This window comes from Corynebacterium sp. HMSC064E07 (assembly GCF_001815745.1).
GTDB classification, from domain to species: Bacteria; Actinomycetota; Actinomycetes; order Mycobacteriales; family Mycobacteriaceae; genus Corynebacterium; species Corynebacterium jeikeium_D.
The window spans coordinates 24354-36818 of record NZ_KV821812.1 but is presented as its reverse complement, the minus strand read 5'-3'; the positions used below and the strand labels follow the sequence as shown (position 1 = coordinate 36818).

At 57.3% G+C, this 12465-nt stretch carries 14 protein-coding genes; 5 read left to right on the top strand and 9 right to left on the bottom strand.

The window, feature by feature from the left end; all coding sequences use genetic code 11:
* Positions 1-12 precede the first annotated feature (12 nt).
* Entirely contained in the window at positions 13-270 is a 258-nt protein-coding gene (locus tag HMPREF3053_RS04260; RefSeq protein ID WP_070767324.1) for a FeoA family protein, read from the bottom strand.
* Between the two features lie 293 nt (positions 271-563).
* Between HMPREF3053_RS04260 and HMPREF3053_RS04255 the strand changes: the two genes are divergently transcribed.
* Complete coding sequence (locus HMPREF3053_RS04255; RefSeq protein WP_070767323.1) at positions 564-1343, top strand: hypothetical protein; 780 nt, start codon at positions 564-566, stop codon at positions 1341-1343.
* 57 nt (positions 1344-1400) lie between these two features.
* Here the strand turns inward: HMPREF3053_RS04255 and dapF are convergent, their stop codons facing one another.
* Genes dapF through HMPREF3053_RS04240 form a run of 3 tightly spaced genes read right to left on the bottom strand, consistent with a single transcriptional unit; the run spans position 1401 to position 4029 of the window.
* Positions 1401-2324, bottom strand: coding sequence for a diaminopimelate epimerase (gene dapF / locus HMPREF3053_RS04250; protein WP_048758393.1), 924 nt, complete (start codon positions 2322-2324; stop codon positions 1401-1403).
* Between the two features lie 31 nt (positions 2325-2355).
* Positions 2356-3282, bottom strand: coding sequence for a tRNA (adenosine(37)-N6)-dimethylallyltransferase MiaA (gene miaA / locus HMPREF3053_RS04245; protein WP_371450237.1), 927 nt, complete (start codon positions 3280-3282; stop codon positions 2356-2358).
* Between the two features lie 42 nt (positions 3283-3324).
* Positions 3325-4029 (bottom strand): class III extradiol ring-cleavage dioxygenase family protein, encoded by a 705-nt coding sequence (locus HMPREF3053_RS04240; protein WP_070767322.1) that lies wholly within the window; start codon positions 4027-4029, stop codon positions 3325-3327.
* 161 nt (positions 4030-4190) lie between these two features.
* On the opposite strand from HMPREF3053_RS04240, the gene HMPREF3053_RS04235 reads away from it, so the two are divergent.
* Positions 4191-5555: a DUF349 domain-containing protein gene (locus tag HMPREF3053_RS04235; RefSeq protein ID WP_070767321.1), complete on the top strand. Its 1365-nt coding sequence runs from the start codon at positions 4191-4193 to the stop codon at positions 5553-5555.
* Between the two features lie 233 nt (positions 5556-5788).
* Here HMPREF3053_RS04235 and HMPREF3053_RS04230 read toward each other — a convergent pair whose 3' ends face one another.
* From HMPREF3053_RS04230 to HMPREF3053_RS04210, 5 genes are all read right to left on the bottom strand, one after another.
* On the bottom strand, positions 5789-6472 hold the full coding sequence (locus HMPREF3053_RS04230) for an Rv2732c family membrane protein (RefSeq protein ID WP_246819370.1): 684 nt from the start codon (positions 6470-6472) through the stop codon (positions 5789-5791).
* Positions 6465-8012, bottom strand: coding sequence for a tRNA (N6-isopentenyl adenosine(37)-C2)-methylthiotransferase MiaB (miaB, locus tag HMPREF3053_RS04225; protein WP_083317216.1), 1548 nt, complete (start codon positions 8010-8012; stop codon positions 6465-6467). The genes HMPREF3053_RS04230 and miaB overlap by 8 nt, the downstream gene beginning before the upstream one ends.
* A gap of 106 nt (positions 8013-8118) precedes the next feature.
* Positions 8119-8727 (bottom strand): regulatory protein RecX, encoded by a 609-nt coding sequence (locus HMPREF3053_RS04220; protein ID WP_070767319.1) that lies wholly within the window; start codon positions 8725-8727, stop codon positions 8119-8121.
* 43 nt (positions 8728-8770) lie between these two features.
* Entirely contained in the window at positions 8771-9874 is a 1104-nt protein-coding gene (gene recA / locus HMPREF3053_RS04215) for a recombinase RecA (protein ID WP_070767318.1), read from the bottom strand.
* Between the two features lie 304 nt (positions 9875-10178).
* Positions 10179-10412, bottom strand: coding sequence for a DUF3046 domain-containing protein (locus HMPREF3053_RS04210; protein ID WP_083308240.1), 234 nt, complete (start codon positions 10410-10412; stop codon positions 10179-10181).
* Between the two features lie 88 nt (positions 10413-10500).
* On the opposite strand from HMPREF3053_RS04210, the gene HMPREF3053_RS04205 reads away from it, so the two are divergent.
* The 3 genes from HMPREF3053_RS04205 to HMPREF3053_RS04195 are packed head-to-tail and all read left to right on the top strand — an operon-like array spanning position 10501 to position 12461.
* A complete protein-coding gene (locus HMPREF3053_RS04205; protein ID WP_070601525.1) occupies positions 10501-11109 on the top strand; it encodes a biotin transporter BioY in 609 nt (202 codons plus the stop codon).
* Positions 11110-11142: 33 nt separating this feature from the next.
* The gene (locus HMPREF3053_RS04200) at positions 11143-11844 is read left to right on the top strand and encodes an energy-coupling factor ABC transporter ATP-binding protein (protein ID WP_070767317.1); all 702 of its coding nucleotides are present in this window, start codon (positions 11143-11145) and stop codon (positions 11842-11844) included.
* On the top strand, positions 11841-12461 hold the full coding sequence (locus tag HMPREF3053_RS04195) for an energy-coupling factor transporter transmembrane component T family protein (protein WP_070601527.1): 621 nt from the start codon (positions 11841-11843) through the stop codon (positions 12459-12461). The genes HMPREF3053_RS04200 and HMPREF3053_RS04195 overlap by 4 nt, the downstream gene beginning before the upstream one ends.
* Positions 12462-12465 lie beyond the last annotated feature (4 nt).

The window sequence follows — 12465 nt, the reverse complement described above, 5'->3', positions numbered from 1 at the left end:
GAATGTAGGGTACTAACCCGCGACGGACATCTTGCGCAGCGTGCTGGCATCGATGGCGTAACGCGTTGCGCCAGCATGGACGATACGTCCACCGCCACTGGTGCTCTGTCCGACAGTGACACTCATTCCAGGGCGAAGCCCGAGTTGTGAAAGCCTGCGGCACAGGCGCTCATCCACATGCGACGCGCCCAGGGTGACGGTTGCCCCCACCGGAACGTCAGCAAGCGACTGAACGTCATCCGACTGTTTTCGAGACCGTAGTCCAAGCATGAGAGACCTCGCTTATATCGATAAGAATTAAGCTAAACAAATGATGTTTATGAAGGCCATCCTACTCTTAGGTACGCCTAAATGGAATAAACCGGGTACACCTAAGGAAGGTTATTTATCTCACACTTAACATTTGCCTATTTAGGATGGCAGAACCGTTAGCCTCGTTCGAATTGTCGACGCAGTGTGGACGCAGTGTGAGGACTTGGGGCCAGGTGAACTGCGGAACTTAACTTACTCCCATGCGATTCGTTAGTTCGCAGTTGAAGATATGGGAAGTATCATCGGAAGTTATGACTACTGACTTGCGAAGCATTGGCATGGACTACCCAAGCTGGCGAGACGCGATGGAGGCCGCGATTGCCAGCGACAATCTCTCGGTTATCGGCGAGGTACGCGGTGGTCAGCTGGTCCGTTTCGAAGATTCCTCTGGCGCGCGCTTGCACATCCTGGGTGTTGAACCATTTTCTACCTACGCAGGTTTCGCGGGCAGCCCGACCGTCACTGCGCATGTCTCCAGTGTGGACGATGTCCTGGCGCTGGTGGAGATTGTCGAGGATGACCCGTCTTCGGACGATTTTGACAAGGTCATCGAGGTCGCCTGCTGTCTACTGTCGCAGGGACCGATGATCGTTGATGCCGGCACACAGACCTTCGAGCATGTCGCACTGTCCGCGTTGGCAACTGAATTCACTCTCGACGCATCTTCTGAGGATTACGAGAAGCGCACTGGCAAAACTCCGACAACCCTCGACTTTGCAGGTGCCAAGGCGATTGTCGGCGACCAGGTTGGCAAGGCCTCCCCCAGCGCCACTGTCAAGCTGGCTGGTGTTATCAACAACTCTCGCAAGCATGTAAATGAGCTAACTGGAAAGAAGTTCTGGGTGCTCAACCTTGCGCTACCGACTCCCATGGATGTGCTCGTCCCCGGTGGCGACGAAGCGCCTCAGCCGGGCATGGTTGTCTCGGGCACTTTCTTGCTGACGGGTGAAATCATCCCGCCACAGGGCTGCGGTGGCGGTTGCGGTGAAGGTGGCTGTGGTTGTGGCGAAGGCGGTTGCGGCGGACACTAGTTCGCTAACTCGCGCCCGCTTCGACTAACCCGCCAGCCCCGTTGCGCTAGCTACCATTCACAGGGCTTCCAGCTCAATTTTGCCAAGCGTGTGAATCACGCTCGGACCGGTCAAGATCGCCGAGAAGGCGCCATCGGTATTGCTGGCCTCGTGGACATCCACGGTCACCACGCCACCGGGCACCTTGACCGTCACCGCTCCCTCGGTGCGGTCGGCATCGGTCAGCGCAGCAATAGCCGCTGCAACCGTACCGGTTCCACACGAGCGGGTCTCACCCACTCCCCGTTCGATCACTCGCATGGATACCGAATCAGAGGCATCCAGCGGGGTGACAATTTCCAAGTTGAGGCCGCGCGGGAACATGGCTTCGTCGGCACGCACCGGCTTGGTGGCACTACCCGCCGCCTCTAACTCAAGCTGTGCCAAAGTATCGGCATTCAGACCAGGCATAACGCAGGCCAAATGCGGATTTCCCACGTCAACACCAATCCCGGCGAATTTCTGTGCAGTCTCGCCCGAACCAATGAACGCAGTAGCCACACCGAGCACCTCCGGTTGCCCCATGTCTACCCCGACAACCGCGTGCCTGCGGCTGAGCTCATCAATCGAGACAGCGCGCAGCCCTGCTCGAGTGCCCACCCGCAGAGTTCCGTCGACGACACTATCCGGACTGTGAATTGCGGCAACATAGTGCGCAAAGACGCGGACACCGTTACCACACATCTCGGCGATGGAGCCATCGCCATTGCGGTAGTCCATAAACCAATCGTCGGCTTCAACCCCCTCCGGCAGTGCCGCCAAGATACCGGCATCCACGAGTTTTCCCGCACGGGCAACTCGTAGAACGCCGTCAGCGCCAAGACCACGCTGTCGATCGCACACTGCCGCGACCAGCGACTCGGTCAAATCGAGCGACACCGAATCATCTGGGAAAATTAGAAAATCGTTTTGCGTACCGTGGCCTTTGGCGAATGAAACCATGCCCTCGATGCTAGCGGGACAGCCGAACCGGCTAAAGCCCAAGCGCAGAAAAAGCCTGCCCCGGCACATCACCGGCCGCGTCAAGCCACATGATTCGATGATCACGGTTGAACCAGGAACGCTGCCGCCGCACATACCTCCGAGTCCCAGTAATCGTGCGTTCACAGGCCGTATCCAGGTCGTAAACGCCATCGAAATAGTCCAGTACCTGCGCGTAACCAATCGCACGGCTAGCAGTTACGCCTTCGCGCAGCCCCTGTGCAATCAAACCCTCAGTTTCCTCCACCAGGCCGGAGGCAAACATGCCTCTGGTGCGCTGTTCAATCCGCGGATTCAGCCATTCCGCCTGCGTGCGTAATCCCAGGATGCGAGTGTTCCACCGCGGGGGCTTATCTATCGACGGTTTCGACGCCGCAAAAGGTTTTCCTGTTAGCTCGATGACCTCCAACGCCCGGACGGTGCGCCGCGGGTCGTTGGTCTCGATAATCGCCGCCGCGTCCGGATCGATCTCGGCGAGCCGGTCATGCAACGCCGCCGGCCCGATCTCGTTCTGCACCGCCTCCCACTTCGCACGCACCTCAGGGTTCGTAGGTGGGAACTGCCAGTCGTCCACCAACGCCTGTACATACATCATCGACCCACCGACAAGGATGGGGACTTTCCCCCGCGCACGAATGGCCTCAACATCCGAGACTGCCTCACGCTGATACGTCGCCACGCTCGCCGGCTGCATCACATCCAGCACATCGAGCTGATGGTGCGGAATCCCCCGCCGCTGGTCCACCGACAGCTTCGCGGTCCCGATATCCATCCCTCGATACAGCTGCATGGAATCGACATTGACGACCTCACCACCAAGCTGCTCCGCGAGCACCAGCCCCAAATCCGACTTTCCCGACGCCGTCGGTCCGACCACCGCAATCGGCACCGGCAAGCTCTCACTCTCGAAAGCCGTCACTACTCAGTTCACACTCCTGCACAAACTTGAAAACGCACGCTATTACTTCGCAACACACAGCCAGCTGGCCACGTGGTAACCGATGCCGTAGGGCGCGCCGTCATAGTACACACGCTTTACGACGGCCATTCCTACCCCATTCCAGCTTTCAGCAGCTTTGCTCAGCTGCAGCCATAACTCGGCCGCGTACTCGCCAGGAGCTGGAAACTCAGCATTTTCCACGTTAACGGTGGAGCACTCCTGACCCGCAATCTGGCTGCACAGCGCATCAACCTCCGCTGCACCCTCAATTACGCCGACCGGGGAATCGTCCGCAAGGCCGAATGCGCCGTCGACAAGCACAAGCAGACGCGTGTGACCGGCAGCGAGTGCCTCGTCGATAGACTCGAAGCACGTTGCCTGAATGACGCGGCCAGTGTGTCCTTCAGAATTCCGTCGTGCGTAGTCTTCGATAAGCCAGCGCCCCAGCAGCTCAGGTAATTCGGTTCCGCCGGACACCGTGACATCAACCCCATACGTGGAGAAACTGCCGGGTGCGCTGTTCTGATGCGGGGACTTCGCCTGCATTCTGCCAGTGATAATGGCGACCGCGCCGGGGTCCCCGGGTTCGACATCTGTCCACAGCGTCGCAACAGTTTCACGGGTTTGACGGCGCAATTCCGTGGCGATAGCTGCAAACCCACCCAGCTCCTCGACGATGAGGAGCGCACGTGGAACGATAACAAGCCGAGGCAAACGCGAATTCACGTCCTCAACGCTACCGTGAGGGGCTAGTCGATGCCTTATTCCGGCGGTGTTACGCGCGCTGTGCCAAAATTTTTGGGATACTCGAGCACATACCGTAAGTGTTTGATGGCAGCCGTGTCGCGCGGCAGTTCTGCATGAAGATTGGAAGAGGTTTACCCACTATGACCGGTACCAGCAATTCCCCTAAGCCAGGTCCACGCCCGGGTCCACGTCCGGGACCTCGACCAGGCTCAATGCCGGCTCATCGTAAGACCCCTGGAGCTACTCCAGCGCCTGCGGGGTCGGCCGCTGTGGCACATGCCGTCCACAATGATCCAAAAAAGTTTGGCCGCATTGATAAAGACGGCACTGTTTGGCTGACCACCAGCGCCGGCGAGCGCAATATTGGTTCCTGGAAGGCTGGCACCGTAGAAGAGGGTTACGCCCACTACGGCAAGCGCTACGAGGATCTGGCCACCGAGGTCGAGCTACTGGAATCTCGTGTAGTCTCCCACCCGCAGGAGGCAAAGACCATTTCCCACAACGCAGTTGAACTGCGTGAGAGCCTTTCCACCGCCGCAGTCCTCGGCGATATCGATGCGCTGGATAAGCGCCTTGCAGAGGTCATTGCCACCTCCCACGTCGCAGAGGAAAAAGTCGCTCACGACAAGGCAGAGCGCCGTAAGAACGCCATCGCACGTAAGGAAGAGCTCGCCGCAGAGGCCGAGGAGCTCGCAGAGAACTCCACCGAGTGGAAGGTCGCCGGCGACCGTATCCGCGAGATTCTCACGGAGTGGAAGCAGATTCGCGGCATCGACCGCAAAACTGATGATCAGCTCTGGCGCCGTTACTCCCGCGCGCGTGATTCTTTCAACCGCCGCCGCGGTGCCCATTTTGCGGAACTGGACCGCAACCGTGCGGCTGCTCGCCGCGTTAAGGAGGACATCATTGAGCGAGCTGAGGCCCTGAAGACCTCCACTGATTGGGGTGGCACCGCTGCTGCTTTCCGTGACCTGATGGCAGAGTGGAAGGCCGCTGGTCGAGCGCCACGCGAGGTCGATGACAAGCTGTGGGCGCAGTTCAAGGCCGCCCAGGATGAGTTCTTTGGTGCTCGCAACGCGGTCAACGAAGCTCGAGACAAGGAGTTCGAGGAAAACGCCGCGGCCAAGGACGCACTACTGGCTGAATACGAAGACCGCATTGATCCCTCCAAGGGGCTCGAGCACGCTCGCAGCGAACTTCGTCAGTTGCAAGAGAAATGGGAGGCCATCGGCTTCGTGCCGCGTGGTCGTGTGCGTGAGTATGAAAACCGCATTGGCGCACTGGAAAAGCGCGTCTCCGATGCTGCCGATTCGCAGTGGCGCCGCACCGACCCCGAAGCACAGGCTCGCGTCCAGCAGTTCGCCGACCGCGCAGCGGAGTTTGAACAGAAAGCCGCCGAACTCGAGGCGAAGGGCAAGGCTTCTCAGGCCACCAAGGCTCGGGAGCAGGCCGAACAATGGCGACAGTGGGCAGAGCAGGCCGCGGCGACTCTCAAGGAGCTCTAACAGAAGCTTGGCTCAGCTATGCTCTGGCAACGCGTGGATGGTTAAAAGAAAGGGGCTCTCTTCTGAACTGGTCCCCGAAAGTTGGACTGAGAAATCAGTTACCGACTAGTGGGAGTAGTTCAAATGGAAGAGAGCCCCTTTCTTACTGCGCTAGTTAAAGAATCTCACTACTCGTCGCTGATCTGCTCGTCCTGTTCGCCAGCCCGTTGAGAGACATTGTGCGCGCTACTACCCTACTGGCCACGATTGCGTCGGCGTGCGCGTTCACGGCGGTCGTCGACGACCTCTACATCAGTAGTTGTATTCGGTGCCAGGCCCGCACGCAGGTAAACCTGCTGCGCTCGCAGTACCGGATCGGTGTCAGCGTGCTTGCGACGTTTCGTCGCGATTGCGAGCTGCTCCTTACTGCGTCGGAAAGCGATGAAAGTCACGGAAATGGCCAGTAGAAAACTGCAGAAAATGCCGAGCATCAGGCCAAAGGAAATACCTTCGCCAGCAAGTTCCTGTGGACGAGACTGACGCATCCAGCCAGCGAAGACTGAGTAGACCATCTGAATGCAGGCAAAAAACCAGGTGACAAACGCGAGAATCGTCGTCCGCGTAATCAGCGTGGCAATAGCCAGCAGTACGCCTACCACCACAAGAATGGAGTAAATTCGTTCCGGGCGCGTCGTGAAGTACTGATGTGCAACATCCGTATCTAGCAGCACATCAAAGCCCAAAACGATGCCCGAATGTGGAAGGAAGAAGCTCGTAATAAGGCCGATGACGGCAACCATCATCGGAATCACCGCACGGCCGAGATCCAGCTCGCCGGCGGCCTTGCGCTCCTGAACCCGCAGTGCCTGCGCGGATTCCACCGACTGCTCACTGGTGGATTCCATATCACTTTCCGGCGAAGCCTTGTCGCTACTCACAGCCGCATCCCTCACTTACCTTCGTTTTCTCCGGGCGCCCAATCTTTGGCAAGCCCAGACCAACTCCAATCGGAGCGGTCGTTGGAATCTGACCGACCTCCACATTATCCCCCGCTTTAGTGCGGCGGTGCGTCAGCACGCCGGAGTCGGCAATCAGGAAGTGGGGTGCAGAGTCGGTCACGCGCACTGTCACGTAGTCACCTGGGCGAATCTTTCGGTCAATGACACCAGGTTCGCTTTCCGACGGGCTGAAGTGCACCAGGCGACCATCCCGACTCCGACCTGACATGCGATGAGTCTCCGCATTTTTACGGCCATCGGACTGGCTTACCAACAGCTCGACTTCGCTGCCGACTAGCTTGGCGTTTTCTTCCTCGGAAATACGCTCTTGGAGCGCTAGCAGACGACCATAGCGTTCCTTCACGACCTCTGGTGGAACCTGATCCGCCATCGTTGCCGCCGGAGTTCCTGGGCGAGGCGAGTATTGGAAGGTGAACGCCGAGCTAAAGCGAGCCTTTTCCACCACGTCGAGAGTTTGCTGGAAGTCCTCTTCAGTCTCGCCTGGGAAACCGACAATGATGTCAGTGGTAATGGCCGCATCCGGCATTTTTTCCCTAACCTTCTCCAGAATTCCCAGAAACTTCTTGGTGCGGTAGGAACGGCGCATGTCTTTCAGCACTCGGTCGGAACCGGACTGTAGCGGCATGTGCAACTGATGAACCACGTTCGGGGTCTCCGCCATGGCGTCAATGACATCATCGGTGAACTCAGCTGGGTGTGGAGATGTAAAGCGCACACGCTCCAACCCCTCAATCTGGCCGCAGGCGCGCAGCAACTTGGAAAAAGCTGAGCGGTCGCGTTCCATGTCTGGGTCTGCGAAGTTAACACCATAGGCGTTGACATTCTGGCCGAGAAGGGTGACGTCAGTAACACCCTGCTCCACAAGTGCCTGCACCTCAGCAAGAATCTCTCCCGGACGACGATCGCGTTCCTTACCACGCAAGCTGGGGACGATACAGAAGGTGCACGTGTTATTGCAGCCTACGGAGATACTCACCCAACCTGCGTAAGTGGATTCACGCTTGGCCGGCAGCACCGAGGGAAACTCTTCCAGAGCATCCTTAATCTCGACTTCAGCCCGGTCATTATGAGCGGCGCGTTCCAACAGTGCTGGCAACGAACCCAAGTTATGTGTACCGAAGACGACGTCCACCCATGGGGCCTTCTTTACGACGACGTCCTTATCCTTCTGGGCCAAGCAACCACCGACGGCAATCTGCATGCCTGGGTGAGCATCCTTGACTGGCTTGAGCTGTCCCAATGTGCCATACAGGCGGTTGTCCGCGTTCTCTCGAACGGCACAGGTGTTGAAAACGACCAGATCGGGATTCTCGCCTTCTGCAGCCGCTACATAACCGTTTTCTTCCAGCAAGCCAGACAGTCGTTCCGAGTCATGGACGTTCATCTGGCAACCGAAAGTACGTACCTCATATGTGCGAGGCGAAGACTGCTGCTGAGAGTTCAAAGAAGGGGTAGTCACGGCAGTTTAGGTTAGCTGTTTATGGTCCATTTCCCCAATCAGCAATCCCTTTAAACCTGACCAGTCCGCCGCCGGCGTGATAATCCGGCGTGCGGTGTCACCGGCGCTAATCTGTGTCCGCTTCGAGTTCTCGGTAGCGATTTTCTAGCTGTTCCCGAGCAATGTTCATGGACAATTCGGAGGGGAAACCGCGCCGCGCCAGCACACCGACAACCTTGCGTAAATCCTTTTGCATGGCGTTGAAGTCAGGTGCCACTGATTTAATAGTGGCCGCTTTCTTCGCCGCTAGCTTCCGGGCGACTTCCTCTTCCGCATTGTGCGTAATCTGCTCCAACGCATCAGTACGAAGCGAAGCATCAATACCCTTTTCCTGCAGTTCCCGGTTCAAAACCATCTTCGACTTACCGCGACTGGCAAAGCGCTGCCGCACCCATTCGGATGCGAAAAGCTCGTCATTAACCAATCCGCTTCGGGTCAGGTCATCAACGACTTCTTCAATCATCGAGGTTGGAAACTCCTCGACTGCTTCGAGCCTTTCTACAAGCTCCTTGCGGGAACGCATTCGCTGATCGAGCAAGCGCAGCGCCTTAGCACGAATCGGAGCCTTGGATTCCTCACGCCCCGCATCGTAGAGCGAACTACCGTCAGCTTCCGCAATCTGCTGAGCAAGCTTTTCGATAGTCTCCCGCACATCGCGGCCGTTGCAATCCTCCACGGTCCTCACTTTTCATGTGTCGCGGCACTACGCCTCGAGCTAGCTAGTCTTCCAAATCATCGAAGTCGATGTCCGGCACGACATCGACAGGGGCATCGATATCGGTCTCGTCCTCTACCTCAGAGAATTCCCCGACGCCGAGCTTCTTCTTAATCTTGACTTCGATTTCCTGGGCAATTTCTGGATTCTCACGCAGGTGCATACGAGCCTTTTCCTTGCCCTGACCCAACTGATCGCCCTCGTAGGTAAACCACGAACCGGACTTCTTGACGATGCCGTTATCAACGCCCATGTCAATCAACGAGCCCTCACGTGAAATGCCCTCACCGTAGATGATGTCGAACTCTGCCTGCTTGAACGGCGGCGACACCTTGTTCTTGACCACCTTCAAGCGAGTGCGGTTACCCACCGCATCCTGGCCGTCCTTCAACGTCTGAATCCGGCGCACGTCACAGCGAACAGAAGCGTAGAACTTCAACGCCTTACCACCCGTGGTGGTCTCCGGCGAGCCGAACATTACGCCAATCTTTTCACGCAGCTGGTTAATGAAGATGGCAGTAGTGCCGGTGCTAGACAGCGCACCCGTCATCTTTCGCAGCGCCTGGCTCATCAATCGCGCCTGCAGACCGACGTGGGAATCACCCATTTCACCGTCAATTTCAGCCTTCGGCGTCAACGCAGCCACCGAGTCAACGACGATGATGTCAATAGCGCCGGAACGCACCAACATATCCGTAATCTCAAGTGCCTGCTCACCAGTATCTGGCTGGGATACCAGAAGGTTATCCGTATCTACCCCAAGCTTGCGCGCATAGACCGGATCCAGCGCATGCTCCGCATCAATAAATGCGGCAATACCTCCCTGCCGCTGCGCCTCTGCAATAGCATGCAGTGCGACTGTGGTCTTACCCGAGGATTCTGGACCATAAATCTCTACGATACGACCACGTGGGAAACCGCCCAGGCCCAAGGCCACGTCGATAGCGATATTGCCAGAGGGAATAACCTGAATTGGAGGACGATTGTCGTCCCCCAGGCGCATAACTGCACCCTTACCAAAGTCCTTCTCAATATTCGCCAGAGCTACATCGAGCGCCTTCAGGCGATCATTACCCTGGTTCGAAGCCGTAGCCTTCTTACGAGCCATAGTTTGTTGTTCTTCCTCATTGTCATTGTCGCGTACGGTATCGGGTTCTGGAGCCGTACTCAGAGAATCTGTGTCCCGATTTTCATCCAAAACAGAAACTTCGCTCACACTTAGTTAGGCGCGAAATCTACCGTTCTGGTTCCAAATTGGTCCGCGACACCTCTACTGCCGGTTACACCCGGAAGTTATACCGAATCAGACGGATTGACTTCATCAGCACTTTCGATAATATGCGAAACCCTGTTCGAATAGCAACGCCACGCAAGGGTCGTCGGCAAGCATTCACCGACGCCTACGCCGTAGCCTATTCGTCGGGACCGTACCAGCGGTCTTCAGGAACGTCATGTTCCCTGCACAGCGCCCACCAGATATCTCGAGGTTCGACCCCGTCTTCGAGTAGTTCCGCGGGAGTTTTGCCGTACCCCATCAGCACATGGGAATGCAACAGCCACGGGCCATGCTGAGGGCCAAATTCGTGGTTGACGAAGTTGTGAAAATCGGCCAATCGCATGAGACCAAGGTACAAGATAGCTGTCACTTATTCCTACCTGGCCGTTTTTCCTGCACGACTGCATGCGACTCCCCTGCCTGAACAGTGCTCAACCTCGGGGATTAAGATATAAGCCGTGAATAATTCCAAGGTGTATGATCTCACTATTATCGCCGCTTTTGCAGCACTCATCATCGTGCTCGGCGGTATCGCCATTCCCGTTGGCGGACTAGGCGTGCCAGTCGTTCTACAGAACATGGGCATCGCACTGGCCGGGATGATTCTCGGATTCAAACGCGGCGGCCTCGCCACTACCCTGTTTCTGGCCGTTGGTCTCGTGGGCGTCCCGAACATGGCCGGTTGGAAGCCACTCCTGGCCGCGCTCCCAGGCCCCACGGTCGGCTACATTTTCGGCTACCTGATTGCCGGTTTCGTCATCGGAGCAATTGCCCAGCAAGCACCCAGGGCGAAGGGCCCACGCATCGCCGTCTTCATCGGCGCGGGTCTCGCCGGCGTTTTATTGCAGTACTTCTTCGGCTCTCTCGGATTGGTCTGGCGCATGGGGCTCAGCTTCACCGACGCACTAATTACGAACGTTCCGTTTATTCCAGGCGATGTCGCCAAGGTTGTCGTAGCCGCGCTAATCGCTACGGCAGTACTACAAGCTTTCCCAGATTTGCTTCCCGACGCTGCCAACCGCAAGCAGAATCGCCTAATAAAGGAAGCAGCCAACACGGCCGAGTAACCCACACACTCAGAAAGGTCATTGAGTCGCACCATGCCCACCATCACTTTTGACCGTGCGGCCGCGAACTATTCGGGACGTCAAATACTGCAGCCGACCACGCTGACTCTCACAGAGAAGCGCATTGGAATTATCGGCGAAAACGGCGGCGGTAAGTCTACCCTGGTACGACTGATCAACGGCCTGGGTGCGGTCACTGGCGGCACGGTCACATACGAAGGCATGAATGTCGCAAAGCAGGCAAAGGAAATCCGCAAGAAGGTCGGTTTCATTTTTTCTGATGCGGATAACCAAATTGTGATGCCGACAGTGGCAGAGGACATTGCCTTTTCACTTCGCAAGCGAAAACTGCCAAAAGATCAGCGAAACCAGCTCGTACAAGAAGCTCTCGAGCGGTTTGGGCTTGCCGATCATGCTGACGCCTCGCCGCACTTGCTCTCCGGTGGGCAAAAACAACTACTAGCTCTGGCGGCCGTGTTGATTCTCAACCCCACGACCATCATCGCCGATGAGCCCACTACGCTTCTTGACCTGCGCAACCGTCTCCACATTCGGAATATTTTCGCCCAGCTTGAGCAGCAAGTCATCGTGGTAACTCACGATTTGGACTTTATTGTGGACTTTGACCGAGTTATCCGTGTAAGCGCGGGTGAAATCGTCGACGACGGGGAGCCAAAGGAAGTTATTGACCGATATGTCAGGGATATGACGCGTGCGGAAGAAGGCCGCTTATGATGCATCCGGCCAATGTCCCCCTAGGGCTTTACCTTAACCACAATTCACCTGTACATAGGTTACCGACTGCCGCCAAACTCATCAGCGTCATCGCGTTTCTGTTGCTGACCGGGATTCTCGTGGATACGTGGCTAGGCGGGGCGATTGCCCTGGCAATTGTCACCCTCGCTTATGCGGTGGCCAAGGTGCCACCCATGGTTGCTTTTCGACAGCTCCGTGGGGCCGTCATCATTTTGGCGCTGCTTTCGCTTCTCCTGTGGTGGCGCGCCGGAGGTGAGCAAGCGCTGACGACCTTCCTCGCGCTTCTCGCTGCAATCGCAGTGGCCATATTGCTAACGCTGACGACCCGCGTCAGCGACATCATGGATACTTTGACCACTGCGATGCGGCCGTTCGCCCGTTTCGGCCTACCAGTCGAAACCATCGCGCTCGCGCTATCACTGACGCTGCGTATGATTCCGCTTCAGGTTATGGCCGCTACCGAGGTGCTGGAAGCCCGAAAAGCCCGAGGCACCACCGGTTCCATCCTCGCCTTCGGCGTACCCGTAGTCATTCGGACCATCAACCGCTCGAAGGCAATGGGCGATTCGCTAATCGCCCGCGGCGAGGGCGAGTAGCAGA